This window comes from Streptomyces sp. NPDC051662, from assembly GCF_040681655.1.
Taxonomy (GTDB): Bacteria; Actinomycetota; Actinomycetes; order Streptomycetales; family Streptomycetaceae; genus Streptomyces.
On sequence record NZ_JBFAZD010000004.1, the window covers coordinates 1 to 26,455 of the forward strand.

21 protein-coding genes are annotated in these 26,455 nt (G+C 70.6%); 10 read left to right on the forward strand and 11 right to left on the reverse strand.

The window, feature by feature from the left end; translation table 11 throughout:
• Positions 1-629 precede the first annotated feature (629 nt).
• On the forward strand, positions 630-1,616 hold the full coding sequence (locus tag AB0M67_RS07640) for a hypothetical protein (RefSeq protein WP_365743735.1): 987 nt from the start codon (positions 630-632) through the stop codon (positions 1,614-1,616).
• Between the two features lie 113 nt (positions 1,617-1,729).
• On the opposite strand, the gene AB0M67_RS07645 is transcribed toward AB0M67_RS07640, so the two are convergent.
• The 3 genes from AB0M67_RS07645 to pdhA (AB0M67_RS07655) are packed head-to-tail and all read right to left on the reverse strand — an operon-like array spanning position 1,730 to position 5,363.
• Complete coding sequence (locus tag AB0M67_RS07645) at positions 1,730-3,184, reverse strand: dihydrolipoamide acetyltransferase family protein (RefSeq protein ID WP_365743737.1); 1,455 nt, start codon at positions 3,182-3,184, stop codon at positions 1,730-1,732.
• A 14-nt stretch (positions 3,185-3,198) separates the two neighbouring features.
• Positions 3,199-4,179 (reverse strand): alpha-ketoacid dehydrogenase subunit beta, encoded by a 981-nt coding sequence (locus AB0M67_RS07650; RefSeq protein ID WP_365743739.1) that lies wholly within the window; start codon positions 4,177-4,179, stop codon positions 3,199-3,201.
• A 2-nt stretch (positions 4,180-4,181) separates the two neighbouring features.
• On the reverse strand, positions 4,182-5,363 hold the full coding sequence (gene pdhA, locus AB0M67_RS07655) for a pyruvate dehydrogenase (acetyl-transferring) E1 component subunit alpha (protein ID WP_365743741.1): 1,182 nt from the start codon (positions 5,361-5,363) through the stop codon (positions 4,182-4,184).
• Between the two features lie 324 nt (positions 5,364-5,687).
• Here pdhA (AB0M67_RS07655) and AB0M67_RS07660 point away from each other — a divergent pair, with 324 nt between their 5' ends.
• The 3 genes from AB0M67_RS07660 (at position 5,688) to AB0M67_RS07670 (ending at position 8,084) form a co-directional block, all read left to right on the forward strand.
• Complete coding sequence (locus AB0M67_RS07660) at positions 5,688-6,344, forward strand: response regulator transcription factor (protein WP_365744445.1); 657 nt, start codon at positions 5,688-5,690, stop codon at positions 6,342-6,344.
• A 99-nt stretch (positions 6,345-6,443) separates the two neighbouring features.
• Entirely contained in the window at positions 6,444-6,860 is a 417-nt protein-coding gene (locus AB0M67_RS07665) for a pyridoxamine 5'-phosphate oxidase family protein (protein WP_365743743.1), read from the forward strand.
• 204 nt (positions 6,861-7,064) lie between these two features.
• Positions 7,065-8,084 (forward strand): phosphotransferase, encoded by a 1,020-nt coding sequence (locus AB0M67_RS07670; protein ID WP_365744447.1) that lies wholly within the window; start codon positions 7,065-7,067, stop codon positions 8,082-8,084.
• Between the two features lie 33 nt (positions 8,085-8,117).
• On the opposite strand, the gene AB0M67_RS07675 is transcribed toward AB0M67_RS07670, so the two are convergent.
• A complete protein-coding gene (locus AB0M67_RS07675) occupies positions 8,118-9,770 on the reverse strand; it encodes a protein kinase (RefSeq protein ID WP_365743745.1) in 1,653 nt (550 codons plus the stop codon).
• 392 nt (positions 9,771-10,162) lie between these two features.
• Between AB0M67_RS07675 and AB0M67_RS07680 the strand changes: the two genes are divergently transcribed.
• From AB0M67_RS07680 to AB0M67_RS07705, 6 genes are all read left to right on the forward strand, one after another.
• Entirely contained in the window at positions 10,163-11,878 is a 1,716-nt protein-coding gene (locus AB0M67_RS07680) for a protein kinase (RefSeq protein ID WP_365743747.1), read from the forward strand.
• Positions 11,879-12,026: 148 nt separating this feature from the next.
• Complete coding sequence (locus tag AB0M67_RS07685) at positions 12,027-12,650, forward strand: hypothetical protein (RefSeq protein ID WP_365743749.1); 624 nt, start codon at positions 12,027-12,029, stop codon at positions 12,648-12,650.
• A gap of 160 nt (positions 12,651-12,810) precedes the next feature.
• Positions 12,811-13,518 (forward strand): PadR family transcriptional regulator, encoded by a 708-nt coding sequence (locus AB0M67_RS07690; RefSeq protein ID WP_365743751.1) that lies wholly within the window; start codon positions 12,811-12,813, stop codon positions 13,516-13,518.
• Positions 13,519-13,808: 290 nt separating this feature from the next.
• Positions 13,809-14,525: an ABC transporter ATP-binding protein gene (locus AB0M67_RS07695; protein ID WP_365744449.1), complete on the forward strand. Its 717-nt coding sequence runs from the start codon at positions 13,809-13,811 to the stop codon at positions 14,523-14,525.
• Positions 14,522-17,371 (forward strand): ABC transporter permease, encoded by a 2,850-nt coding sequence (locus AB0M67_RS07700; RefSeq protein ID WP_365743753.1) that lies wholly within the window; start codon positions 14,522-14,524, stop codon positions 17,369-17,371. The genes AB0M67_RS07695 and AB0M67_RS07700 overlap by 4 nt, the downstream gene beginning before the upstream one ends.
• 191 nt (positions 17,372-17,562) lie before the next feature.
• A complete protein-coding gene (locus AB0M67_RS07705) occupies positions 17,563-18,105 on the forward strand; it encodes a bacterial proteasome activator family protein (RefSeq protein WP_030350912.1) in 543 nt (180 codons plus the stop codon).
• A 65-nt stretch (positions 18,106-18,170) separates the two neighbouring features.
• On the opposite strand, the gene AB0M67_RS07710 is transcribed toward AB0M67_RS07705, so the two are convergent.
• The 7 genes from AB0M67_RS07710 to pdhA (AB0M67_RS07740) form a co-directional block, all read right to left on the reverse strand.
• Positions 18,171-19,160 (reverse strand): NAD(P)H-quinone oxidoreductase, encoded by a 990-nt coding sequence (locus AB0M67_RS07710; RefSeq protein WP_365743755.1) that lies wholly within the window; start codon positions 19,158-19,160, stop codon positions 18,171-18,173.
• An 82-nt stretch (positions 19,161-19,242) separates the two neighbouring features.
• Entirely contained in the window at positions 19,243-20,298 is a 1,056-nt protein-coding gene (locus tag AB0M67_RS07715) for a potassium channel family protein (RefSeq protein ID WP_365743757.1), read from the reverse strand.
• Positions 20,299-20,318: 20 nt separating this feature from the next.
• A complete protein-coding gene (locus AB0M67_RS07720) occupies positions 20,319-21,701 on the reverse strand; it encodes a molybdopterin molybdotransferase MoeA (protein WP_365743759.1) in 1,383 nt (460 codons plus the stop codon).
• Positions 21,698-22,573, reverse strand: coding sequence for an NTP transferase domain-containing protein (locus AB0M67_RS07725; RefSeq protein ID WP_365743761.1), 876 nt, complete (start codon positions 22,571-22,573; stop codon positions 21,698-21,700). Before AB0M67_RS07725 ends, AB0M67_RS07720 begins: the two co-directional genes overlap by 4 nt.
• A gap of 126 nt (positions 22,574-22,699) precedes the next feature.
• A complete protein-coding gene (locus AB0M67_RS07730) occupies positions 22,700-24,133 on the reverse strand; it encodes a dihydrolipoamide acetyltransferase family protein (protein WP_365743763.1) in 1,434 nt (477 codons plus the stop codon).
• Positions 24,133-25,137, reverse strand: a complete 1,005-nt coding sequence (locus tag AB0M67_RS07735) for an alpha-ketoacid dehydrogenase subunit beta (protein ID WP_365743765.1) — start codon at positions 25,135-25,137, stop codon at positions 24,133-24,135. Before AB0M67_RS07735 ends, AB0M67_RS07730 begins: the two co-directional genes overlap by 1 nt.
• Positions 25,134-26,336, reverse strand: a complete 1,203-nt coding sequence (gene pdhA / locus AB0M67_RS07740; protein WP_365743767.1) for a pyruvate dehydrogenase (acetyl-transferring) E1 component subunit alpha — start codon at positions 26,334-26,336, stop codon at positions 25,134-25,136. Before pdhA (AB0M67_RS07740) ends, AB0M67_RS07735 begins: the two co-directional genes overlap by 4 nt.
• Positions 26,337-26,455: the final 119 nt, after the last annotated feature.

Sequence of the window (26,455 nt, forward strand, 5' to 3'; positions counted from 1 at the left end):
TGGAGGGTTGGGTGTCCAGGGTGAAGCGAAGCGCAATCGGCGCAGCCGACGCGACGAAGGAGCGCCCTTGACGCCCAACCCGCAACCGCGAAACTGAAACCTAGGGGCGGCCCCCACCCGCCATCAAACCCTCCGGCCCACCCCGGATACCTCTTGGTCCTCACCCGCAGCTGAAGTCGAACCGCCATCAGCGGGGCATGAATCCCAGCCCACCCCCTGACCGTCAGCCGCTTTGCCGGGGCCGGGCCACCCCACTCCACTCCCGCGCAGACCACCCACCGGCCAGCAGGCCGGGGGCGGACCCCCGGCACATGGGAGCTTCCCCGCTCCCCCCCCATCACCACGACGCCGACGCCGACGCCCTCGCCCTCGGTCCGTTCTCGAACGCACGCCCTCCCAATCACCCTATTGGACAACGGTCTTACTCATTGGATTCCCCCAAGAGAAACGGCGCCCAGCCCCTATTTCCCGCACTCGAACTGCGAGCCGAATTCTCGCCGTAGACGGTTCGACGATTACCCCTCCATGTCGGCGTGGCAGTGCCGGTGGCGTGCGCAGGTATGCGTCACTCTGAGCCTTGGGCCGCGAAGATCGTCGGCCATGAGGAACATTCCTGCTGGAGGTAGAGAGTGTCAAGACAGCTTCTACGGCTGAGAGTTCTTGCCGTCGCGGCTCTGGTTCTGTCAGGCCCTTCGGTTGCTCCGGCCGCTGCGGTATCCCCCTGGTCCGTCGGCACGAGCGTCCAGGCGCAGACCGTCCGCACGAGTCCGGCGGCCGACGAGGATCCCGGCTTTGCCAAGAGGCGCCAAGAAGCCCAGGCCAAGGGGCTCATCGACGCCGACGGCAGGGTCCCGGGAAGTCAGCGTCTGGGGATCCGGGCGTGGCCGCACGATGACACCGGATACCGTATCCACCCCCGGGACCTGGCGTTTCTCGGGCTGACGCGGCAGCAAGTCGACTGGTGGCGCCGCTACCAGGCACCCTTGGGGACGACTCCGAAGCAGTTCAAGGACATGTCGTCGTCTCTGTCCAGGGTCCTGTGCTCCGACTGCAAGCGTCCCCAGGACTACGACGTACGGCTCCAGGGATCATGGGCGTTCTTCTTCTCGGGCCGCCACAAGAACTTCCCGACCGAACAGGAATTGGCCGGACAGCCTCTGGCGCTGGAAAGGCTCCGGACGTGGATGGGCTCCACACCTCCCAGCGAGCGACCGGCACGCCGTCCATTCGAAACGTTGTACAAATTGGGGGTGCTCGATGAGAACGGCCGGCCGGCCGGACCCAGCGACGGCGACTTCCAGATCTCATCCGATGTGATGGTGGCCGCGGCCCGGCAGAAATGGGATGAGCTGAGGGACGCGGGAAAGCTCACTGATGAAGATCTCCGAAAGGGGTTCATTCATCAGAAGTACAGTTTCGTGAACCGGACGGCGGTTCGGGAGGCATTCCCGGATCTTGAGAAGTGGGCGACCATGTGGGAGGAACGATTGGGGCGTGGTATCGCGCCTTCACTGTTCCCCAGCTCTGGACCTCCCAACAAGTCGCAGGTGGGGACCGGGGTATCCACTCATTTCCGGGCCTCCGACTGGGTGGTAGCGGTCTCGCCGAAGAGCTGACCCTGGTCCGGGCGATCACGTCCGGTTCGGCGGGAGGCCGCGAGAACCGAGGAGCCCCACGGCCGTGTGCGCGCCGTGGGGCTCCGTCGTCGGGGCGCTCGGGCCCCGTGCTGCTATGCCCAGGTGATCAGGCGCTTCGGCTGTTCCAGGATCGCGGCGATGTCCGCCAGGACCTGGGAGCCCAGTGCGCCGTCGACCAGACGGTGGTCGAAGGAGAGCGCCAGTGTGGTGACCTGGCGGGGCTTCACCTGGCCCTTGTGGACCCACGGCTGGAGCTTGATCGCGCCGACCGCGAGGATCGCGGACTCGCCCGGGTTGAGGATCGGCGTACCGGTGTCGACGCCGAAGACGCCGACGTTGGTGATCGTCACCGTGCCGCCCTGCATGGCCGCCGGAGTCGTCCTCCCCTCACGGGCCGTGGACACCAGCTCCCCCAGCGCTTCGGCCAGTTGAGGCAGCGTCTTGTCGTGCGCGTCCTTGATGTTCGGGACGATCAGCCCGCGCGGGGTCGCCGCCGCGATGCCCAGGTTGACGTAGTGCTTGAGGACGATCTCCTGGTTCGCCTCGTCCCAGGCCGCGTTGACCTCGGGGTTCCGCTTGATCGCGACCAGCAGCGCCTTGACGACGAGGAGCAGCGGGTTGACCCGAAGGCCCGCCATGTCCTTGTCGGACTTCAGCTCCTCGACCAGCTTCATCGTGCGCGTCACATCGACGGTGATGAACTCCGTGACATGCGGCGCGGTGAACGCGCTGCCCACCATGGCCGCCGCCGTGGCCTTCCGTACGCCCTTGATCGGGATACGGGTCTCCCGGCCGGTCGCCGCGCCGGTCGCCTGGGCCGCCGCCGGTTCGGCGACCGGAACCGGAGCGAGAGCCCCCGGAGCCGGAGCCACGACCGCCGGTTCGGTGGCCACAGCGGCGGCCGTCGCCGCGTGGACGTCCTCGCGCGTGATGATCCCGCCCGGACCCGTCGGCGTGATCGCCGCCAGGTCCACACCGAGGTCCTTGGCGAGCTTGCGTACCGGAGGCTTGGCCAGCGGACGGGAGCGCGTGGGCGGAGGCGTGGACGGGGCCGCGTGCCCGTTCATCTCCGCCTGAATGGCCGCGGAGGCCGTCTCCGCGGCCGTCGCCTGACCCGGCACCGAGGCGCCGGGAGCGCCCCTGCGCGCGCGCCGCTTCGTGGACGCCTCGGCGACCCCGTACCCGACGAGGACCGGCGTACGCCCGGCCGGCTCGGCGGGCTCGGCCGGTTCCTCGGCCACGACAGCGGCGGCAGCGGGAGCGTCAGGCGCCGGTTCGGCGCTGCCCGGTGCCACGTCCACCGAGATGATGGACGCGCCGACGTCGACCGTCGTGCCCTCCTCGAAGCGCAGCTCATGCACCACCCCGTTGTACGGAATGGGCAGTTCCACAGCCGCCTTGGCGGTCTCGACCTCGCACACCACCTGGCCGTCGACGACGGAATCGCCCGGCTGTACGTACCACTTGAGGATCTCGGCCTCGGTGAGCCCCTCGCCCACGTCGGGCATCTTGAATTCGCGATAGCGAGTGGAAGTGTCAGCAGTCATGGTCACAGCACTCCTCAGTACGCGAGCGAGCGGTCGACGGCGTCGAGCACCCGGTCCAGGCCCGGGAGGTACTCGTCCTCCAGCCGGGCCGGCGGATACGGCGCGTGGTAGCCGCCGACCCGCAGCACCGGGGCCTCCAGGTGGTAGAAGCACCGCTCCGTGAGGCGCGCGGCGATCTCCGCGCCCGAGCCGTAGAAGACCGGCGCCTCGTGCACCACGACCAGCCGGCGCGTCTTCTCCACCGACGTCTGGATCGTGTCGAAGTCGATCGGGGACATCGAGCGGAGATCGACGACCTCCAGCGACTTGCCCTCCTCCTCGGCCGCCGCGGCGGCCTCCAGACAGACCTTCACCATCGGGCCGTACGCCGCGAGCGTCAGGTCCGTACCCTCCCTGGCGACCCGCGCCCCGTGCAGCGGACCCGGAATGGCCTCGGCGTTGACCTCGCCCTTGTCCCAGTAGCGCCGCTTGGGCTCGAAGAAGATCACCGGGTCGTCGCTCTGGATGGCCTGCTGCATCATCCAGTACGCGTCCGACGCCGTGGACGGCGAGACGATCTTCAGACCCGCGACATGCGCGAAGAGTGCCTCGGGGGACTCGCTGTGGTGCTCGACCGCGCCGATGCCGCCGCCGTACGGGATACGGATCACGACGGGCAGCTTGATCTTGCCCAGCGAACGGGCGTGCATCTTCGCGAGCTGGGTGACGATCTGGTCGTAGGCGGGGAAGACGAAACCGTCGAACTGGATCTCCACCACCGGCCGGTAGCCGCGCAGCGCGAGCCCGATGGCCGTGCCGACGATGCCCGACTCGGCGAGCGGGGTGTCGATGACGCGGTCCTCGCCGAAGTCCTTCTGCAGACCGTCCGTGACCCGGAAGACGCCGCCGAGCTTGCCGACGTCCTCGCCCATGATCAGGACCTTGGGGTCGGTCTCCAGCGCCTTGCGGAGCGACTCGTTGATCGCCTTGGCGATCGGGAGCTTCTGTACGGCCATGGCTACTTGCCCTCCCCGGCGGAACCACTCTGGGTGTCCTCGAACGACGCCTGGTACGCGGCGAACTGCGCGCGCTCCTCGTCGACGAGCGCGTGCCCGTCGGCGTAGACATGGTCGAAGATCGCCATGGGGTCGGGGTCGGGCATGGCCCGTACTACGTCTCGTACCCGCTTTCCGAGGGTCTCGCTCTCCTCGTCCAGAGCCGTGAAGAACGCCTCGTCGGCATGGCCCTCCCGCTCCAGATACCTGCGCAGCCGCAGGATCGGGTCCTTGGCCTCCCAGGCCTCCCGCTCCTCGTCCGCGCGGTACTTGGTCGGGTCGTCGGAGGTGGTGTGCGCGCCCATCCGGTAGGTGAAGGCCTCGACCAGCATGGGCCCCTCGCCCCGGCGGGCCCGCTCCAGCGCGGCACGGGTCACGGCGAGACAGGCCAGTACGTCATTGCCGTCGACCCGTACGCCGGGGAAGCCGTACCCCTGTGCGCGCTGGTAGAGCGGCACCCGGGTCTGCTTCTCGGTCGGCTCGGAGATGGCCCACTGGTTGTTCTGGCAGAAGAAGACCACCGGCGCGTTGTAGACCGCGGCGAAGGTGAACGACTCGGCGACATCGCCCTGGCTGGAGGCGCCGTCCCCGAAGTACGCGATCACGGCCGAGTCCGCGCCGTCCTTGGCGACGCCCATGGCGTAGCCGGTGGCGTGCAGGGTCTGGGAGCCGATGACGATGGTGTAGAGGTGGAAGTTGTTGCTGCTGGGGTCCCAGCCTCCGTTGTTCACACCACGGAACATGCCCAGCAGATTCGTCGGGTCGACGCCGCGGCACCAGGCCACGCCGTGCTCACGGTAGGTGGGGAAGACATAGTCGTCGTCGCGCAGGGCGCGACCCGAGCCGATCTGCGCGGCCTCCTGGCCGAGCAGTGATGCCCACAGTCCCAGCTCGCCCTGGCGCTGGAGCGCCGTGGCCTCGGCGTCGAAGCGGCGGGTCAGGACCATGTCGCGGTACAGCCCGCGCAACTCCTCCGGGGTCAGATCGATCCCGTAGTCCGGGTGCTCGACCCGCTCGCCCTCGGGGCTGAGCAGTTGTACGAGCTGGGGCTCAGAACTCTGGGGCTGCGGCGTCCTTTTGGCGCTTGCGCGCTTGGTGCCGCCGCTGCGTCGCGGTTTGCGAGCGGCAGTGCTCTCCACGGTCACGTGCTTGCTCCTCCGTCTGTCCGGCTCCCGGGATCCGCCGGGTACCAGTGCGGCTCGCCTGTGTCCGCCGCGTGCACGGGGTGGGTGCGACCCGGCCGGGACAGGCGTGACAGGTGCCCCGGCGAGCGCCCTGTCACAGGCACGTTACCCAGTGGGGGGCACTCCTGCGAAACCCCTTCTGACCTGCAATTTTGCTTGGATTTCCAAGTAAATCGCCAAAGCCTGGAACAACCACTGGTCACAGCCTTGCAGGCCGCCGGAACAACGGCACGTTATCCCGCTGATCTGCGGCAGGGAAGGGGTGAATGTGTGAGACTGGATTCTGTGTACAAGGACGGAAAAATTACGGTATTCCTTGTTGATGACCATGAAGTGGTCCGCAGGGGCGTCTTCGAGCTCCTCTCCGTCGAGGACGACATCGAGGTCGTCGGGGAGGCCGGTACGGCGGCGGACGCGACGGCCAGAATCCCGGCGACCCGGCCCGATGTGGCGGTGCTCGATGTCCGGCTGCCGGACGGCAGCGGCGTGGAGGTCTGCCGGGAGATCCGTTCGCGGGACGAGTCCATCAAGTGCCTGATGCTCACCTCATTCGCGGACGACGAGGCGCTTTTCGACGCGATCATGGCCGGGGCCTCGGGTTATGTACTGAAGGCGATCCGCGGCAATGAGCTGCTGACGGCGGTGCGTGACGTGGCGGCGGGGCGGTCGCTGCTCGACCCGGAGGCGACGGCGCGGGTGCTGGAGCGGCTGCGTACGGGCAACACCCCGAAGGACGACAAGCTGGCCGGCCTCACCGACCAGGAGCGCAGGATCCTGAATCTGATCGGCGAGGGCATGACCAACCGCGCGATCGGCGCGGAGCTGCATCTCGCCGAGAAGACGATCAAGAACTATGTCTCCAGCCTGCTCTCCAAGCTGGGGATGGAGCGCCGGTCGCAGGCGGCGGCGTATGTGGCGCGGCTCCAGGCGGAGAAGCCCTGACGTACCGCGTCGGACCCGGTCCTAATCGGGACCTACGTCCCGTTCATCCGGGGCCGCCTCCTCTGTTGGAGGGGTCTTCGGTAACGGACAGTGGACAATATGTTCACCGAGGAACTCCGAGCCATCGATCTGCTCAGCCGGGTGTCATACGGGCGGGTGGCGACGAGTATGCGCGCGATGCCGTTCGTGGCGCCCGCCCGCCATGTCGTGGCCGGCGGATCCGTACTGCTGCGCATGCACGCGGGCCTCGGATACCACCGGGCGTGCGGCGGCGGCGTGGTGGCGTACGGCGCGGACAACTTCAGCAGCGACGAGATGGACCAGTGGTCGGTCGAGTTCACCGGAACCGCCGAGATCGTCGAACCGACGGCCCCTGAGCTTGAACTGTTCGGCACGGGCCCGCACCGCGTGGACGGTGAACCATTCGATCCGGTCTATATACGGCTTACGCCCCAGTTCGCCACCGTACATACGCTCGACTATTCCCTGGAGCGACGAAGCGAACACGTTGCGTGATCTAACATCTGACAAGTGCCGCGCTCATATGAATTCGCCGCACCTGCTGCGACCGCCGTGATCCCCATTCCCGCGCCTGCCGCCGCTCGTGCATCTCGTACCGTGCTTCCCCCCGTACATCCCTCCGCACCACCGCTCCGCTCCGCACCACCGCACCCTTCCGCCCCGCTCCACCCTTCCGCCCCGCCTCACCCCTCCGCCCCACTGCACTCCACCCTTCCGCTCCACGCCCCCGCTCCCCCCGTCCGGACGCTCCTCCGCCACTACCGGGACGCGGGCGAGCCGCTCTCCTGCGAGCCCGTCGCCCAAGGACTCCTCAACCGTGGCTACCGACTCCGCACCACCCGGGGCGCCTACTTCCTCAAGCACCATCTGGACGGCGACCGCGACTCCATCAGCCGCCAGCACCGCGCCACCCAGCGGCTCCAGGCGCTCGGCGTGCCCGTCGCCCCGCCCGTCGAGAACGCCGACGGCGACACCGTCACGGTCCTCGGCGGCCACTGCTACGCCCTGCACCCCTGGATCGACGGACGCCATCGCGACGGCGCGCAGCTGTCCACCAGCGGGTCGGGGCACCTCGGGACGCTCCTCGGGCTCGTGCACACCTGTCTGGAGCGGGTGATGGAGCCGGATCCGCCGACGCTCGCGTATGTCAGCCCCGACCCCGCCGACACCTTCGACCTCATCGATGAACTGCTCGCCCTGGCCCGCGGCCGTACCCGCAGGGACGTCTTCGACGCGCTGGCCGAACACCGCCTGCTGGAACGCCGGGACCTGCTGGAACTCCATGCCCATCGCCGGCCGCCCCCCGGCGCGGAACCGGCCACGGGCTGGGTGCACGGCGACTTCCACCCGCTGAATCTGCTCTACCGGGGCGACGAACCGGTCGCGATCATCGACTGGGACCGGCTCGGTGTACAGCCGCGCGCCGAGGAGGCGGTACGGGCCGCGGCGATCTTCTTCGTCCGGCCGACGGGCGAGCTGGAGCTGACGAAGGTACGGGCGTACGCGCGCGCCTACCGCCGGGCGGCCGGAGCCCGCGCCTCCGAACTCGCAGCGGCCGTGCACCGGGTGTGGTGGGAGCGGCTCAACGACTTCTGGATACTGCGCTGGCGCTACCAGCTGGACGACCGAAGGGCCGACCCGCTGTTCGCAGCGGTGTCGGCCCTCGCGGTGTGGTGGACGCGGGAGTACGAGGCGGTACGCGAGGCCTTCGCCGGCTGATCCCGTCTCAGGGAGCGGCGCACGGCCCGCCGGTCAGGGAGTGGTGCCTCCGCCGGCGCCGGCGGAGGCACCGGTGATGGCGCCGCCGGGGGCGCCATTGCCCGTGGTCGTGCCACCGTCGGCGGCGCCACCCTCGGTCGTGCCACCGTCGGCGGCGCCACCCTCGGTCGTACCGCCGTCGGTCGTGCTCCCGTCCGTCGTACCGCCGTCGGAGGTGCCCCCGTCCGACGTGCCCGTGTTCGTCCCGCTGCTGGAGCCGGTCGAGCCCGTCTCCGAGGGGGGCGTCGACGGGTCACTCGACGATTCGGAGCCGCTCGGCGACTCCGACGGCGTATCACTCGGCTTGTAGCTCGGCCAGTGGTCGTCGCCTCCCGTGGAGGTGTCCGTCTCCGTGGTGTCCTCGCTCGGTGAGTCCGAGGGCGAGGGGGAATCGCTCGGCGTCGACTCGCTCGTGCTGACCGACGGCTTGTTCTCCGACTTGTCGCCGGTGCCCGTTTCGCCGATGCCCTGAAGCGCGTAGGCCACCCCCGCCACGATCGCGATCACCGCGAGCGCCACGAAGAGCCACATCTTGCCGCGGCCCCGGCCGTTCTGGTAGCCGCCGTCGTACCCGCCGTCGTCCGGGTTCTTCGGCGGCAGGATCGGGCCCTGTGAGGTGTCGCCGTGCGGCGGGTGACCCAGCGCGGTCGTCGCGGCCATACCCATCGCCGGGGTGTTGCCGCCCATGTGCGGTTCGACAGCCCCGGTGTTCCACGTGCCCGTATGGCTGCCCTGCTGCTGGAGCATCTGCATGCCGTACTGGATCAGCCCGCGCATCTCCTCGGCACTCTGGAACCGGTCGTCCGGCTCCTTCGCGAGCGCGCGCATGACCAGGCCGTCCAGCTCCGGCGGCGCCACGTCCGAGACCTCGGACGGCGGGACCGGGATGTCCTGGACGTGCTGGTAGACGACCGAGAGCGGGGTCTCGCCGGTGAAGGGGGGCCGCAGCGCGAGCAGTTCGTAGAGCAGACAGCCCGTGGCGTACAGATCGCTGCGGTGGTCGACGGCCTTGCCCAGCGCCTGCTCGGGCGAGAGGTACTGCGGCGTGCCCATGACCATGCCGGTCTGGGTCATCGTCGACTGCGCGCCGTGCAGGGCGCGCGCGATGCCGAAGTCCATCACCTTCACCGCGCCGGCGTCCGTGATGATCACGTTCGCGGGCTTGATGTCCCGGTGCACGATGCCGTGCTGGTGCGAGTAGGCGAGCGCCTCAAGCACCCCGGAGACGATGATCAACGCCTGCTCGGGCGGCGGGGCCTCCGCGCTGACCAGCAGATCGCGGATGGTGCGGCCCTCGACCAGCTCCATCACGATGTACGGCACGGTCTGGCCGTTGACGGTGTCCTCGCCCGAGTCGTACACCGCCACCACCGCGTGGTGGTTCAGCCCGGCGACCGACTGTGCCTCGCGGGTGAAGCGGGCCTTGGAGACCGGGTCCTCGGCGAGATCGGCCCGGAGCAGCTTGACGGCGACGATGCGGCCGAGCCGTACGTCCTCGGCCGCGAACACCTCGGCCATGCCGCCACGGCCCAGACGGTGGGTCAGGCGGTAGCGGCCGTCGCCGACCATTCCGCCGACCAATCCGTTGTCGCCCCAGGAGTCCGCCGCATCCGGCACTCCGCCGCCTGCTTCGGGTTCGGGTGCCATCAGTCCTCGCCGTCGTTTCTGTCCGCGGAGCGACCGCGCGCGCGGTCCGCGGTATGTCTGTGTGTCTCAGGGGATGTCTCAGGAGTGGCTATGCCACATCACGCTACAGCCTCCGTGTGACACGCCGGTCCAGGATGGACCGGTCATGAAACCCGTTCACTTACCGCCCATGCAAATTCCATGCGTTTCCTGTAACGCTTCCGAGACGCTTGTTGTGCGTACGGTCACGGAACGGGCACCCGGCTTGACGTGTCAGTGCCCTGGGGCAGACTTGGCGCGTATTCGCGTAACCGCGAGATCTCCGATAACGCGGGATCTCCGGCAACGGAATCCTGGACAACGGGTCATCGCGTGGCACCACCGCGTCAGCGTGCCGAGGGGGAAGCACAGTCATGAGCCAGGACGGCGCACGGGGCCGCTATGCGGGCGGTTCGGTCGCGGGTGGCCGGTACCAGCTTCGCGACCTGCTCGGCGAAGGCGGCATGGCGTCCGTATATCTGGCGTACGACGTGGCCCTGGACCGTCAGGTCGCGATCAAGACCCTCCACACGGAGCTGGGGCGCGAGCAGTCCTTTCGCGAGCGCTTCCGCCGTGAGGCCCAGGCCGTGGCCAAGCTGTCGCACACCAATATCGTCTCCGTCTTCGACACCGGCGAGGACACGCTTCACGAGAGCGGCTCCGCCGCGGGCTCCGGCGCGCTGATGCCGTACATCGTCATGGAGTACGTCGAGGGGCAGCCGCTCGGCTCCGTACTCCAGGCGGATATCGCGCGGTACGGCGCGATGCCGGCCGACAAGGCGCTGAAGGTGACGGCCGATGTGCTGGCCGCGCTGGAGACCAGCCATGAGATGGGGCTGGTCCACCGGGACATCAAGCCCGGCAACGTGATGATGACCAAGCGCGGCATCGTCAAGGTCATGGACTTCGGCATCGCGCGCGCCATGCAGTCGGGTGTGACGTCGATGACACAGACCGGCATGGTCGTCGGTACGCCGCAGTATCTGTCGCCCGAGCAGGCGCTCGGGCGCGGTGTCGACGCGCGCTCCGACCTCTACTCGGTCGGCATCATGCTCTTCCAGTTGCTGACGGGCCGGCTGCCGTTCGACGCGGACTCGCCGCTGGCGATCGCGTACGCGCATGTGCAGGAGGAGCCGGTCGCTCCGTCCAGCATCAACCGTTCGCTCACCCCCGCGATCGACGCCCTGGTCGCGCGGGCGCTGAAGAAGAACCCGAACGAGCGCTTCCCGAGCGCGGAGGCGATGCGCGACGAATGCGCGCGGGTGCTGCCCGGCGGGCAGGCGGGCGCGCCGGTGATCGTGCAGGGCGTGCCGCCGAACAGCGGCGCGGGCGTGGGCTCCGCGGTCTTCCCGCCGGTGGACCAGCCGCCCCAGGGGGCGCCGAGCGGGCAGGGCGTACAGACGCCGTACCAGCCGGGTGCTTACGGACCGCCGACGCCCGGCCCGGCGCAGCCGCCGATGCAGACGCCCGCGCCGACGCACACACCGGGCCCCGGTACCGACCCCGGCTACGGCTATCCGCAGCCCCCGCAGCCTCCGCAGCCCGCGTACCAGTCCCCGTCGCCGGCTCCGCGGCCGTACACGATCTCACCCCAGCCCCAGACGGCACCCGGTTACGGGGGACATGGCGGGGACGGCCGGCGTGACGGCCGACGCAACACGCCGGTCGTCGTGGGCTCGATCGCGGTCGCGGTCCTCGCGATCGGCGGGCTGCTCCTCGCGCTCTCGATGAACAAGGGCTCGGACGACAACACGAACGCGGATCCGGGCACCAGCGACTCCGCCGCGCCGGTCGCGGGCCACCGGGACCCGGAGCGGAACCGCACCATCGACGCGTCGAAGTGCTCGGACGCCTCGGAGGACGGCCTCGACCCGACCAAGGTGACGGTCCCCGACCTGCGGTACAAGGACATCCTCTCGGTGAAGGACTGCCTCCGCGCGGCGGGCTGGACCTGGTCGGAGCCGAAGAAGCAGAACGACGGCACGCAGGCCGAGGACATCGTGATCGGCCAGTACCCGCGGCCGGGTGCCGCCGTGCTACCCGAGGAGCAGGAGTTCGAGCTGACGATCTCCACGGGCGACCCGGAGTAGTACGCGCTCCGCGGGGGCCAGGAGTAGCAGTCGCTCCGCGGGGACTCGGAGTAGTACTCGCTCCGCTGGGCGACCCGGAGTAGTACTCGCGACGGACGGACCGATCGTCCGGGATGCCGGAGTTGTCCCCCCATGTGACGCTGGATCGGTGACTCCAAGGTTCCGCACCTCTTGCGCGATCGCGGTCGCGTCCCTGTTGCTGACCGCACCAGCCGCGTACGCCGAGGAGTCCGCCCCGCCCCCGCCGCGCGCGTCCATCGCCCCGGAGCCCGATGGTTCCTCGCTGGCCGGGCGTCTCGCCGGGGAAGGGAAGACGCGGCCGGGCAGGCCACCGGAGCCGGATGCCGAGGACGCGACACCCGAGGACGTGGGCCCGAGCGCGAGTGCGGAGAGCCCGCACAGCGCGGACCCCGCGCGGCCCGGCCGACCGTCCTCGCCGGCGAAGCCGCCCGCCCCCTCCCGTAAGCCGTCGCCCTCCTCCGACGCCGCGAAGCCGTCCGCCTCCGCCCCCGCGCGCACGGACGAGGAGGCGGCGGACGAGTGGGACGCGGTCGACGAGCCGGGGGAGGCCCGCCGGCCGCCGGAGGAGCGGGCGGACCCGGGCGAGCCGACGCCGGCCGGCTCCACGCCCCCCAACGACGCCCGCAGGCCGGACGCGACGGCTCTCGACAGATCGACCACGCGGCCGGTTCCCGTACTGACCCTGGGCGCCGGAATCACACTGCTCGGCCTGGGGCTCGGCTTTCTCGGGCTGCGCCTCCGGCGCCGCTGACACCGCGTCGGCGGCTCTCGATGCCTCGCTACGGCGTCTCCGCGATCTCCCGCCCCCGGTGATCCTCCGGCGGTCCTCCGGCGGTCCTCCTTATGGCGTACTTATGAAGTCCGTCTCAGGTCGCTTGCGGGCCAGGACTTACGCGGTATACATACTGAGTATGTCCATTCGCCACGGGCTTCTCGCCCTCCTCGAACGCGGTCCGCGTTACGGCTCTCAGCTCCGTACGGAGTTCGAGTCGCGCACCGGTTCCACCTGGCCGCTCAACGTCGGCCAGGTCTATACGACCCTCAGCCGGCTGGAGCGCGACGGCATGGTCACGCAGGAAGGCGAGGACAAGGCGGGTCACGCGCTCTACGTGATCACGGAGACAGGCCGCGCGGAGCTGCGGTCCTGGTTCCGTACGCCTGTCGACCGCGCGAGCCCGCCCCGGGACGAACTGGCGATCAAGCTCGCCATGGCGGTCGGGGCTCCGGGGGTCGACGTCCGCGAGGTCATCCAGTCGCAGCGGCATCACACCATCCAGGCGATGCAGGACTACACGCGGCTGAAGGCACAGGTTCTGGAGGCTGTCCCGACCGACCGGGACGAGGTGGCCTGGCTCCTCGTCCTGGAACAGCTCATCTTCCAGACCGAGGCCGAGGCCCGCTGGCTCGACCACTGCGAAGTGCGGCTGATCCGGCTCGCGATGGCTTCGGGGCAAAACGGCGAGACCTCGGAGACGCCCTCGGGGAATCCGGACGCCGGGTCCACGCCCGTGTCCGCCCCCGCGACCGCGTCCGCCTCGGCTTCCGCGCCGGCCTCCTCCGCACCGGCTTCCGCACCGGCTTCCGCGTCCGAACGGTCCGCCGGCTCGACGGCCGGCTGACCGCCGTAGCGGAACATCACCGCCCTCGGCTCCGGCCGCCACCCGAATCATCCGGCCGGGGCCCATGGGCCTCCTGGGGCTGACCGCACCATCTCCCGCCCCACCTCACCCGTCATACCGAACCGCTCGTACGTGCGCGTACGCCCAAAGGGGGGACCCTCATGGCTCGCAAATCACATCAGCCACACCAGTCACAGCCGTCACATCGATCGCCGCAGCAGCATCAGTCGTCGCAGCAGCACTCGTTGCAGCAGTCGCAGCAGTCGCAGCAGCAGTCGTCGCGGCGGCCCGTGCTCCAACTCCAGGAGCTGACCCGCGTCCACGGCAGTGGCGCCACCGAGGTGCACGCGCTGCGCGGGATCAACCTCGATGTGTTCCCCGGCGAACTGGTCGCGGTCATGGGCCCGTCCGGCTCCGGCAAGTCCACGCTGCTCACCATCGCGGGCGGCCTCGACAGCCCCACTTCGGGCCGGGTGATCGTCGAGGACACCGACATCACCACCGCCGACCGCAAGAAGCTCGCGGCCCTGCGCCGCCGCAGCATCGGCTATGTCTTCCAGGACTACAACCTGATCCCCGCGCTCACCGCCGCCGAGAACATCGCGCTGCCCCGCGAACTCGACGGCGTCTCCGCGCGCAAGGGACGCGTCGAGGCCCTGGCCGCGCTCCGTGAGATGGGGCTGGAGGAGCTTGCCGACCGGTTCCCCGACGAGATGTCCGGCGGCCAGCAGCAGCGGGTGGCGATCGCCCGCGCCCTGGTCGGCGAACGGCGTCTGGTCCTCGCGGACGAGCCGACCGGCGCCCTGGACTCCGAGACCGGCGAGTCCGTACTCGCGTTGCTGCGCACGCGCTGCGACGCGGGCGCGGCCGGCATCCTCGTCACCCACGAGCCGCGCTTCGCGGCCTGGGCGGACCGCGTGATCTTCCTGCGGGACGGTGCGGTCGTCGACCAGACGCTGCGCAGCGAGGCCGACTCGCTGCTGACGGGCCAGGCGGCCGAGCTGTGAAGAACTGGTTCCACTCCTGGCGCGCCGCGGTACGGATAGCCCGCCGCGACGCCTGGCGCTTCAAGGGACGCAGCTTCCTCGTCCTCGCCATGATCGCGCTGCCCATCCTCGGGGTGAGCGCCTTTGATCTGACCGTGCGCAGCTCGCAACTCTCCACCACGGAGAGCCTGAGCCGCGACATCGGCCGGTCCGACGCGCGGATCACCGACCCCTCGTTCGCCGGTGAGCCCCTCAATCAGGACCCGACGGGCGACCAGTACGCGCCGGTGGGCGATTTCGAGAACAAGCCGTGGCCCGATGGTCCCGCGGACATCGAGAAGGCCATCCCGGCGGGCTCCACGGTCCTGGAGGACACGGTCGGGTCCGGAAAGCTGCACACCACGCACGGGCTGCTGCACACCGAGATCCGTGAGCTCAAGGCGTCGGACCCGATGGCCCGGGGCATCATGCGTCTCCTCGACGGCCGCTTCCCTGAGAGGGGCGGCGAGGTCGCCGCGACCACGCACTTCCTGGAGTCCAGCGGGCTGCGGGTGGGCTCGAAGCTCACCGCCCGGGGGCTCGACGCCGACTACCGGATCGTCGGCGCGTACGAACTCCCCAGCTCCCTCGACACCGACCAGGTCAACGCGCTTCCCGGCGCGTTCCTGGCTCCGCTCGACAAGGCGCTGAAGGCCGACGATCTGCCGGGCACCTCCCCGACCACGACGCAACTGATCAGCGTCTCCGGTGGTTTCACGTGGAACATGGTGCGGGAGGCCAACGCCAAGGGTGTCATCGTCACCTCACGTGCCGTACAGCTGAACCCGCCCGCCGACTCGGACATCCCGCTCTACCAGCAGGAGGGCTGGGAGAGGTACGAGGAGAGCACGGCGGCCAAGACCGCCGCGATGGCCGCGCTCGGCACCGTCGTCGGTCTCGCGATGCTGGAGATCTGTCTGCTGGCGGGGCCCGCCTTCGCGGTCGGCGCCCGTCGCTCGCGCCGTCAGCTCGGCCTGGTCGGGGCGAACGGCGGCGACCGGCGTCATATCCGGGCCATCGTGCTCGCCGGCGGTCTGGTGATCGGTGTCGCCTCGGCCGTCATCGGTACGGTCCTCGGTGTCGCCCTCACCTTCGCCCTGCGTCCGGTACTTGAGGACTACATGGGGCAGCGCTTCGGCGGCTTCGAGATCCGGCCGCTGGAGCTGATCGGTATCGCGGCGCTCGCCGTGGTCACCGGTCTGCTGGCCGCGATCGTGCCGGCGGTCACCGCCTCCCGTCAGACCGTCCTGGCCTCGCTCACCGGCCGGCGCGGGGTGCGCAAGAGCAGCAGGGTGCTGCCGATCCTCGGACTGATCGCGTTCGTGCTCGGTGCCGCGATCGCGCTCTACGGATCGACGATGACCGAACAGTTCGCGATCGTCGCGGGCGGCAGTGCGCTCGCCGAGCTGGGTGTGGTCGCGCTGACACCGGCCCTGGTGGGTCTGTTCGGCCGGATCGGCCGCTGGATGCCGCTCTCACCGCGGCTGGCGCTGCGGGACGCCGTACGCAACCGGGGGCGCACGGCCCCCGCCGTGGCCGCGGTGCTCGCCGCGGTCGCGGGCACGGTCGCGGTCGCCACGTACTCCGCGAGCATCGACGCCCAGGGCCGGGCCGGGTACACGCCTCAGCTGCCCCACGGTGCGGTCTCCGCCATGCTCGACGAGGGCGGCGGCCGGGATGTCCCGACCGTCCGTACGGCCGTCCAGAAGAATCTGCCCACCGAGATACGGGCCGATGTGGACCGGATCTCCGTCGGGAAGCCAGGCTGCTCGATGTTCAGCAGCGGGGAGGGCTGCGGCCGGTACGAGGTGGTCGTACCGAAGGCCAACCAGTGCCCCCTGTGGATGACCAGCGGGACCGAGGACCCCTCGGAGAAGTTCAGCAAGGCCGAGCGGCGCAAGCTCACCAAGGACTGGCGCTGCAAGGAGAACGAGGTCTACCTCAGCGTCGAGGGCGGTGTACTGATCGGGGACGCCAAGCTGCTGGCGGTCCTCGGGATCAAGGACGCGGGCGCCGAGAAGGCGCTGGCGGACGGGCGGATCGTCTCGTTCGACAAGCGGAACGTCGACACGAACGGCAAGATCGGCATCCGCCTGGTCACCGACATCGAGGCTGCCGACGCGGCCATCCAGAAGGGCAAGGATTCGCCGGGCGTCGTCAAGTCCCTCACCGCGCACCAGGTCGCGGGGGCGCCCAACGCGTACGGCGTCTCGATGATCCTGACCCCGGACACGGCGAAGGCGGCGGGCTTCAGCACCGTCCCGCTCGGCGCGTACTACTCGACCAGCGCCATGCCGAGCGACGCCCAGAAGCAGAAGCTGGACGGCGAGCTCGCCAAGACCGGCAGCGATGTGAGTCTCCATATCGAGGGCGGCTACACCAGCGAGAACAACATCGTGCTGCTGGCGCTGACCGTCTTCGCCGGGCTGATCACCATCGGTGCCGCCGGTATCGCCACCGGTCTTGCCCAGGCCGACGCCGAGGCGGACCTCAAGACACTCGCCGCGGTCGGCGCCCCGGCGCGGGTCCGCAGGACGCTCAGCGGGTTCCAGTGCGGGGTGGTGGCCGTGATGGGTGTGGTGCTCGGCTCGGCGGCCGGGGTGCTCCCGGCGATCGGGCTACGGCTGACGGACCGACGCGGCCAGTGGAAGTGGTACCAGCAGGCGCTCGACGAGGGCTGGGGCGCCGTCAGCCCACCGAACGCGCCGATCGTGATCCCCTGGGGGACGCTGGCCGCGCTGCTGATCGCCGTCCCGCTGGGCGCCGCGATCCTGGCGGCGCTGGTCACCCGCTCGCACCGGGTGCTCGGCCGCCGGGCGGCGACGTAACCCCACGGGCTCGCCCGCTGACCGCGTGATCCCCGTATCCGTGGTCCCGGCGCAGGGCCGTGGTCCCCGCGCAGGGCCGTGGTCCCCGCGCAGGGCCGTGATCCCCGTATCCGTGCCCCCGTACGAAGGTCATCCGCCTTCGTACGGGGGCACGCCATGTGGTGACGCACATGTGCGAGACAATGGGCCGCATGGAGATGCCGAGGAACGAACGGTCGCAGGAGAGCCCCCACGTCCTCGTGGTGGGACAGGACGGGATGGCGCTCGGCGGCGGTGGAACCGACGACGGCGCACGCGAGATTCCGGTGACGGAGATGGTCGAGCAGCCCGCGAAGGTCATGCGGATCGGCAGCATGATCAAGCAGCTTCTGGAGGAGGTGCGCGCGGCTCCCCTGGACGAGGCGAGCCGGGTACGGCTCAAGGAGATCCACGCCGGCTCGGTGAAGGAGCTGGAGGACGGCCTCGCCCCCGAACTGGTCGAGGAGCTGGAGCGGCTCTCGCTCCCCTTCACGGACGAGGCCATTCCCTCCGAGGCGGAACTGCGTATCGCGCAGGCACAGCTGGTGGGCTGGCTGGAGGGCCTCTTCCACGGGATCCAGACGGCGCTGTTCGCCCAGCAGATGGCGGCCAGGGCCCAGCTGGAGCAGATGCGCCGCGCGCTGCCGCCGGGGTCGGTCCAGGAGGACGACGGGGAGCAGGGACACGGGGCGATCCGCTCCGGCCCGTATCTGTAAATCTCCGGCTGCCTCTGTCCGGCGCGGCCCGGCGCACCTTGTGGTGTGCCGGGCCGCGGACGTGTTCAGGCGCTCGCTGGTGTGAGCAGCAGGATCTTGCCGATGTGCGTGCTCGCCTCCAGGGCGCGGTGCGCCTCGGCCGCCTCCGGCATCGGCAGCGTGCGGTCCACGATCGGGCGGACCTGCCCGTCGGCGATCAGCGGCCAGACATGCTCCCGTACGGCCGCGACGATCGCCGCCTTCTCGGCGAGCGGCCGGGCGCGCAGCGAGGTCGCCGTAATGGCCCCGCGCTTGCTCAGCAGGGCGCCCAGATTGAGCTCGGCCTTCACTCCGCCCTGGAGACCGATCACCGCCAGCCTGCCGTTCACGGCCAGGGCCCGTACGTTCCGTTCCAGATACTTCGCGCCGACGATATCGAGAATGACATCCGCGCCCGCGCCGTCCGTGGCCTTGCGGATCTCCTCCACGAAGTCCTGCTCGCGGTAGTCGATGAGGATGTCCGCGCCCAGTTCGGCGCAGCGCGCCAGCTTCTCGGGGCCGCCCGCCGTGACCGCGACCCGCGCGCCCACCGCCTTGGCCAGCTGAATCGCCATCGTGCCGATCCCGCTCGCCCCGCCGTGCAGCAGCACCGTCTCGCCCGGCCGCAGATGGGACACCATGAAGACGTTCGACCAGACCGTGCAGGTGACCTCGGGGAGCGCCGCGGCCGTGGTCAGGTCCAGGCCGCGCGGTACGGGAAGCAACTGCCCGGCCGGGACGGCGACTTTCTCCGCGTACCCCCCGCCGGCCAGCAGCGCGCACACCTCGTCGCCGACAGCCCAGCCCGAGACCCCGGCGCCCAGCGCGGCGATCGTGCCCGCACACTCCAGGCCGGGGTACGGGGAGGAGCCTGGCGGGGGATCGTAGAAGCCCTGCCGTTGCAGCAGGTCCGCGCGGTTGACGGCGCTCGCCGCCACCTCGACGAGCACCTCGCCCTCGCCGGGTACGGGATCGGGCACTTCGGCCCATACAAGCGCCTCGGGGCCACCGGGTTCCGGAATCGTGATCGCATGCATGGCCGCGAGGCTACTCCGGCGGGCCGTCGAGCGGGCCGCTGAGCGGGCTGCCACGCGGGGCGCGAGAGGGCCCCGGGTACGGTCAGTTCGAGTTGTCCGGCGCCGAAAAGCTCTGCGCCCGGACGATGGTGATCAGACGGTCGGTCAGCTGGAGCGGGCTGGCGGCGGGGTCGTCGTACCCCATCAGCCGGTGGCCGCGCAGTACGCTCACCACCAGATCTTCCGTCTCCCGTACGTTCCGGCCCACTTCCGCCTTTATGACGGGGCGTTCGATGATGTCGAGACCGCTGCCCTGCTGGATCAGATCCTCCATCACCGTGCCCGCGCTCGGACTGAGCACGGACAGCCCCAGCAGCCGGCCGGCCGCGCTGGCACTGGTGATGACCGCGTCGGCCCCGGACTGGCGCAGGAGCGGTGCGTTCTCCTCCTCGCGCACGGCGGCGACGATCTTCGCGCCACGGTTGAGCTGACGTGCGGTCAGCGCCACCAGCACGGCCGTGTCGTCGCGCTGGGTGGCGATAACTATCTGACGCGCCCGCTGCAACTCGGCGCGGATCAGCACATCGCTCCGGGTCGCGTCGCCGATCACGCCCACGAACCCTTCCGCGTTCGCCGCGTCGATGACCTTGTTGGACGGATCGACGATAACGATCTGTTCCTTCTTGAGACCCGTGGCACAGAGGGTCTGCATCGCCGAGCGTCCCTTGGTGCCGAAGCCGACGATGATGGTGTGGTCACGCAAGTTGGCCCTCCAGCGGTTCAGCCGCCACTCCTCCCGGGTGCGCTCCGTGAGCACTTCGAGAGTGGTACCGACCAGGATGATCAGGAAAAGCACCCGCAACGGGGTCACCAGCAGCACATTGACGAGCCGCGCGCTGTCGCTGTACGGGACGATGTCGCCGTACCCCGTCGTCGAGAGCGTGACGGTCGCGTAGTAGACGGAGTCGAGGAAGTCGACCGATTCATCCGCGTTGTCGTGATAGCCCGTTCTGTCGAAATAGACGATGAAGACCGTCACGGCGAGGACGAACAGCGCCATCAACAGCCGTCTGGTGACCTGACGCAGTGGCTGTACGGCGGTACGGCGCGGAAGCTTCACCCGCGCCGAGACGAGATGTTCGTCGGCATGCCTGGCCATCGCATCATGGCCGGGAAGTTTCACGTGAAACACCCTCCATCGACCGATGCCGCCCACGGCAGGTCGAGAACTTCCAGTTCGTCTCCGGGCCGCGCGCCGCCCGGCGGCACGACCACGAGTCCATCGGCAGCGGCGATACCGCGCAGCATGGCGGGACCGTTGAAGTGCAGCGGTACGAGGCCCTCGTCATGGTGCACGAACGGCACCAGCCGCGTGTCGTACGGATGGCCGTGCACCGCGTCCCGCAGCGGTGCGCGATACGGGGGCCGGAGCGCCCGGCCCGCCAGCGCGTGCAGCAGGGGCTCGGCGAGCGTCAGCAGCCCGGAGACCGCCGCGAGCGGGTTACCGGGCAGCCCGACCAGATGCCCTCCCGATGACAGCCGGGCGAGCAGCATGGGATGCCCGGGCCGTACGGCGACCCCGTCGACCAGCAGCTCGGCGCCCGTCTTGTGGAGCACCGGGTGGACATGGTCGACCGGTCCTGCGGCCGTACCGCCCGTGGTGAGGACGAGATCCGCCGTGGATCCGGTGATCGCGCGGCACAGCGCCCCCGCGTCGTCGCCGATCCGACGGGTGGCGATCACCTCCGCGCCGAGCGTACGGAGCCAGGGGGCGAGCATCGGCCCCAGCGCGTCGCGGATCAGCCCGTCGTGGGGCAGCCCCTCGGTGAGCAGCTCGTCGCCGAGGACGAGTACCTCCACGCGCGGGCGCGGAACGGTGAGGAGCTCGTCATAGCCGGCCGCCGCCGCGAGCCCCAGCACGGCGGGGGTCACCACGGAACCGGCGGGCAGCAGCCGGTCGTCGGTCCGGCACTCCTGGCCACGCGGTCTGATGTCCTGCCCGTGGATCACCTCGCGGTCGGCATGGAGATTGCCGTGGCTGTCCATAACGGCGTGCTCGCTACGGACCACCGCGGTCGTGTCGGCGGGGATACGGGCGCCGGTGGCGATGCGTACGGCCGTGCCGTCCTGGAGCGCCGCCGCCGTCCCCTGCCCGGCCAGAATGCCCAGGTCGTCGGCACCCCGGCTGCCGGGGTCGCCGGCCGTCGCCCCTTCCCGCGGCGAGCCCTGGACAGGGCGCACGGACCAGGGGCCCGGCCCCGAGACCGCCCAGCCGTCCATGGCTGAGGTGTCGAACGACGGCAGATCGGTGAGTGCGGTGAGCGGCTCGGCGAGTGCCCGGCCCACGGCCTGGTCAAGGGGTACGGAGACGGCACGGGCGGCCTGGACCGCCCCCGCGGAGCGGGCCGCGAGGGCGCGGGCAGCTTCCCACGTCTCGGCGTCGTGCCGAGCGGTCATGGCGGAGCCGGTGCCATGGCCCGGCTCCGTGCTGTGCCCTGACTCTCCATGGACCAGAGCCAGGGCGTCGTCGAACCCGTCGACCTCGCGGTCCTGGGCCGTCATCCGGCGTCGGCCCCCTTGGCGTCCGGTCCGTCGGTGCCCTCCGTCTCGTCCGTCCAGCGCACGGCGAGCGCCGCGGCCTTGCGGGCGGCCTCGGCGACCGCTTCGGGACCGTCCCCGCCGGCCTTGGCCGCCGCGTAACCGACCAGGAAGGTCGTCAGCGGCGCGGCGGGCCTGGCGACGCCGTGCGCGGCGTCGCGGGCGAGATCGAGGAGTACATGGGTGTCGACATCCAGCTCGATGCCGAGTTCGTCCTTGACTGCGATGATCCATTCGTCCAGCACGGCTCCATGCTCTCTGATCCTGGCCCGCGCTGTGGAGATGTCTTCCCAGGTGTCGCAGTCGAAGGAGGCGAGCGGATCGGCGTCGAGCCGGGCGAGGTCGAGTTCCCCCACCAGCAGCCGGAGCGGCAGGCCGGGCAGGCTGCCGTACTCGGTGGCGAGAAGGGCCAGTTCACGGCGGAGCGGTTCGGCGCGGTAGGCGGCGACCAGCGGCTGGTCACGGCCTTCGGCGTCGGTGAGCAGCGCCCCCTCCCGGCCGGTTGTGTCCAGCGTCTCGATCAGGCGGCGCACCGTCGGCTCCCCCAGGAACGGCAGATCCGCGGAGAGTACGACCACGGTCTCCGCCTCGGCGCACCGCACCCCCGCGTCGAGCGCGGCGAGGGGCCCGCCGCCGGGCGGATCCTCGCGCGCCCAGCGCACCGGCCGCGCCGTGGGCCGCCTGCCGCCCACGACGACGGTGCGGGCGGCCCCTTCACAGGCCGCGAGCACCCGGTCGAGCAGCGAGCGGCCCCCGACGCGTACCCCTGGCTTGTCGGCGCCGCCGAGCCTCTTGGCGGCACCTCCGGCGAGCACGATGGCGTCATACGCGGTCATGGCTGAAGTATGGGCCGAGACCGGCCGCCCGAAGCACCCGAGGTGGCTTGTTCTTCGGGCGGACACCTCACTACTTCGGGCGGACACCTCGCTGGAGACCGTTGCGGTACTAGGCCCTGTCCGGTTCTAGAGCGTGCGCAGCAGCACCGCCGGCTGTTCGACACAGTCCGCCACGTAACGCAGGAAGCCGCCCGCCGTACCGCCGTCGCAGACGCGGTGGTCGAAGGTGAGCGACAGTTGGACGACCTGACGGACCGCCAGCTCGCCCCCGTGCACCCAGGGCTTGGGCACGATCCTGCCGATCCCGAGCATCGCCGCCTCGGGGTGGTTGATGATCGGCGTCGAACCGTCGACCCCGAACACTCCGTAGTTGTTGAGAGTGAATGTCCCGCCGGTCAGCTCGGCCGGCGTGAGGGTGCCCGCCCTGCCCGCCTCGGTCAGCCGCGCGAACTCGGCGCTCAGCGACTCCGCCGAGCGGGCGTGCGCGTCCCGTACGACGGGGACGACCAGGCCACGGTCGGTCTGTGCGGCGAAGCCGAGATGGACCTCCGGCAGGCGCACGATCTCCCGGGCGGCCATGTCCACGGTGGAGTTCAGCTCGGGGTGGCGGGCGAGGGCCGCCGTGCAGATCCGGGCCATCAGGGCGAGCAGCGAGATCTTGGCCCCGCCGGCCGCGTTCATCGCAGTACGCGCGGCCATCAGCTCCGTCGCGTCCGCGTCGACCCAGCAGGTCGCGTCCGGGATGTCATGACGGCTGCGGGTGAGCTTGTCCGCGACCGCGCCACGTACGCCCCGTAGAGGCACCCTGGTGACGCCGGGCCGCGCGGACGGGGACGCCCCAGCCGGGACCGGATCCGGAGCCATGGTCGGGACCGGAGCCGGAGCCGGGGCTGAGGCCGGTGCCGGGACGGCGGATGGTGCCTGTGTGGCGCCGCGGCTGATCGCCTGCTCGACATCGCACCGCAGGATCAGCCCGTCCCGCCCCGATCCCGTCAGCTCCCGCAGATCGAGGCCGTGCTCCCGGGCCAGTCTGCGTACCAGCGGGGAGACGACCGGCACGGCCCCGGCCGCGCTGTTGACCGGTTCATGAACGGGGGCGGTGACGGCGGAGGACGCGCTCAGCGGCGCCCGGCGGACCCGGCGCCGACGGGCCACCGGCGCGCCCGTGCCGTACCCGACCAGCACATTGCCCGATGTCTCGGTGGAGGCCGAAGCCGGAGTGGCGGCAGGCGCGGAGGCCGCGGCTGGCGCCCGAGCCGGGGCTGGGGCCGGGGCCGGGGCGGCAGCCGTCGTCGGCGCGTCGGCCGGTTCCGACGCTCCGACCGCCACCGTCAGCAGCGGCGCCCCGACCGGCAGCTCCGAGCCCTCTTCGCCGTAGCGCGCCGTCACCACGCCCCCGTAGGGGCAGGGCACCTCCACCATCGCCTTGGCCGTCTCGACCTCGACCACCGGCTGATCGATGGCGACGACATCCCCCACCGACACCAGCCAGCGGACGATCTCGGCCTCGGTCAGCCCTTCCCCGAGGTCCGGCAGTTTGAATTCCAGCACCTGGGCCATCAGCTCTCCGTCTCCCACTGGAGTCGCGCGACCGCGTCCAGCACCCGGTCCACTCCCGGAAGATGGTGCCTCTCCAGCATGGGCGGCGGATAGGGAATGTCGAATCCGGCCACGCGCAGCACCGGCGCCTCCAGGTAGTGGAAGCAGCGCTCGGTGACCCGGGCGGCGATCTCCCCGCCGGGGCCGCCGAAGCCGGTGGACTCGTGGACGACGACCGCGCGCCCGGTGCGGCGTACGGACTCCGCGACCGTCTCGTCGTCGAACGGCACCAGTGAGCGCAGATCGACCACCTCCAGGTCCCAGCCCTCGGCACGGGCCGCCTCCGCCGCCTCCAGACAGACCGGCACGGAAGGACCGTAGGTGATCAGCGTGGCGCTGCTGCCCCGGCGCCGCACGACGGCCCGTCCGATCGGACCGACCTCGGCCGGCTCGTCCGGCGACCACTGGGCCTTCGACCAGTAGAGCCGCTTCGGCTCCAGGAAGATCACCGGATCGTCGGAGGCGATCGCGGCCCGCAGCAGCCCGTACGCGTCGTCGACCGTCGCGGGCGTCACGACATGGAGGCCAGGGGTCGCCATGTAGTACGCCTCCGAGGAGTCGCTGTGGTGCTCGACCCCGCCGATCCCGCCGCCGTACGGCACCCGCACGGTGATCGGCAGCGGCATCGCACCCCGCGTGCGGTTCCGCATCTTCGCCACATGGCTGATCAACTGCTCGAACGACGGATAGGCGAAGGCGTCGAACTGCATCTCCACGACGGGCCGCAGCCCGTACATCGCCATCCCGACGGCCGCCCCCAGGATGCCGGCCTCGGCCAGCGGCGTGTCCGTACAGCGGTCGTCGCCGAACTCGGCCGCGAGCCCGTCGGTGATCCTGAAGACCCCGCCGAGCGTGCCGACGTCCTCACCGAGGACATGGACGGAAGGGTCCGCGGCCATCGCGTCGCGCAGTGCGCGCCGCAGGGCCTCCGCCATGGTGGCGGGCTTCACCGCGACAGTGGTCATCGCGCCTCACCGGATCCTTCCGCGCGTCCTTCCGCGGAGCCTTCCCCGGAGCCTTCCTCGGCCGATGCCTCCAGCTCGGCACGGAGCTGGGCCGCCTGCTCGCGCAGCTGAGCGGTCTGATCGGCGTAGACATGCGCGAAGAGGTCCATGGGATCGAGCACCGGCTCGGCGTTCATCCGGTCACGCAGCCGCGCCGCCATCGTCTCGGCGGCCTCGGCGGCCTCGCTGATGCCGTCCTCGTCGAGCACCCCGCGCGCGGTCAGCTCGTGTTCGAGCAGCCTTACCGGGTCGTGCGCGCGCCAGATCTCGACCTCGTCGCCCGCCCGGTAGCGCGTGGCGTCGTCGGCGTTCGTATGGGCGTCGATGCGGTAGGTCAGAGCCTCCACCAGCGTCGGTCCCTCGCCGCGCCCGGCACGTGCCAGGGCCTCGCCGAGGACCGTGTGCACCGCGACCACGTCATTGCCGTCGACCAGTCGGCCCGGCATGCCGTAACCGACGGCCTTGTGGGCCAGGGAGGGCGCCGCGCTCTGCTTGGCGAGGGGCACGGAGATCGCGAAGCCGTTGTTCTGGACGAGGAAGACGACCGGGACCCGCCACACGGCGGCGAAGTTCAGCGCCTCGTGGAAGTCGCCCTCGCTGGTGCCGCCGTCGCCCACGAGGGCGAGCGCGACCACATCGTCCCCCTTGAGCCTGGCCGCGTGCGCCAGGCCGACGGCGTGCGGCAGCTGCGTGGCCAGCGGTGTCGACAGCGGCGCGATCCGGTGCTCGTGCGGGTCGTAGCCGGTGTGCCAGTCGCCGCGCAGCAGCGTCAGTGCCTGTACGGGGTCCAGCCCGCGCGCCACGGCCGCGAGGGTGTCGCGGTAGCTGGGGAAGAGCCAGTCCTGCTCCCGCAGGACCAGCGCGGCGGCGATCTGGCAGGCCTCCTGGCCGGTGCTCGACGGGTAGACGGCGAGCCTGCCCTGCTTGGTGAGCGCCGTGGCCTGCGTGTTGTACCTGCGCCCGCGGACCAGCTCGGCGTAGAGCCGGAGCAGCAGGGCGGGGTCGGCCCCGGCCGCGGCGTCCGTACCCAGCACGCGGTACGGCTCGGGGTCGGGCAGCAGCGGGGCGGGGTCGGTGAGCGGCCGCCACGCCGGGGGCGGGTGCGGCAGGTGGCCCGCGGCACCGGGCAGTTCCTGGACCGACGTACTGCTCTTCTTCACGCGTGCACCTCCTCGTGGGAGTGGGCGAACGGGTGCCAAAATGTGGCACGCCTCACCTACCGATTGTTCGGTCGTCAGGGCATTTTGGCTACACGCGGCTCCAGCCTGTGGACAAACGG

Coding starts and splice junctions, on each gene's coding strand:
- AB0M67_RS07650 (WP_365743739.1), bottom strand. CDS start 4,179: ATGGCCGTACAGAAGCTCCCGATCGCCAAGGCGATCAACGAGTCGCTC.
- AB0M67_RS07645 (WP_365743737.1), bottom strand. CDS start 3,184: ATGACTGCTGACACTTCCACTCGCTATCGCGAATTCAAGATGCCCGAC.
- AB0M67_RS07705 (WP_030350912.1), top strand. CDS start 17,563: ATGGAGATGCCGAGGAACGAACGGTCGCAGGAGAGCCCCCACGTCCTC.
- AB0M67_RS07715 (WP_365743757.1), bottom strand. CDS start 20,298: ATGGCCAGGCATGCCGACGAACATCTCGTCTCGGCGCGGGTGAAGCTT.
- AB0M67_RS07675 (WP_365743745.1), bottom strand. CDS start 9,770: ATGGCACCCGAACCCGAAGCAGGCGGCGGAGTGCCGGATGCGGCGGAC.
- AB0M67_RS07710 (WP_365743755.1), bottom strand. CDS start 19,160: ATGCATGCGATCACGATTCCGGAACCCGGTGGCCCCGAGGCGCTTGTA.
- AB0M67_RS07735 (WP_365743765.1), bottom strand. CDS start 25,137: ATGACCACTGTCGCGGTGAAGCCCGCCACCATGGCGGAGGCCCTGCGG.
- AB0M67_RS07665 (WP_365743743.1), top strand. CDS start 6,444: ATGTTCACCGAGGAACTCCGAGCCATCGATCTGCTCAGCCGGGTGTCA.
- AB0M67_RS07690 (WP_365743751.1), top strand. CDS start 12,811: ATGTCCATTCGCCACGGGCTTCTCGCCCTCCTCGAACGCGGTCCGCGT.
- AB0M67_RS07720 (WP_365743759.1), bottom strand. CDS start 21,701: ATGACGGCCCAGGACCGCGAGGTCGACGGGTTCGACGACGCCCTGGCT.
- AB0M67_RS07730 (WP_365743763.1), bottom strand. CDS start 24,133: ATGGCCCAGGTGCTGGAATTCAAACTGCCGGACCTCGGGGAAGGGCTG.
- AB0M67_RS07680 (WP_365743747.1), top strand. CDS start 10,163: ATGAGCCAGGACGGCGCACGGGGCCGCTATGCGGGCGGTTCGGTCGCG.
- AB0M67_RS07725 (WP_365743761.1), bottom strand. CDS start 22,573: ATGACCGCGTATGACGCCATCGTGCTCGCCGGAGGTGCCGCCAAGAGG.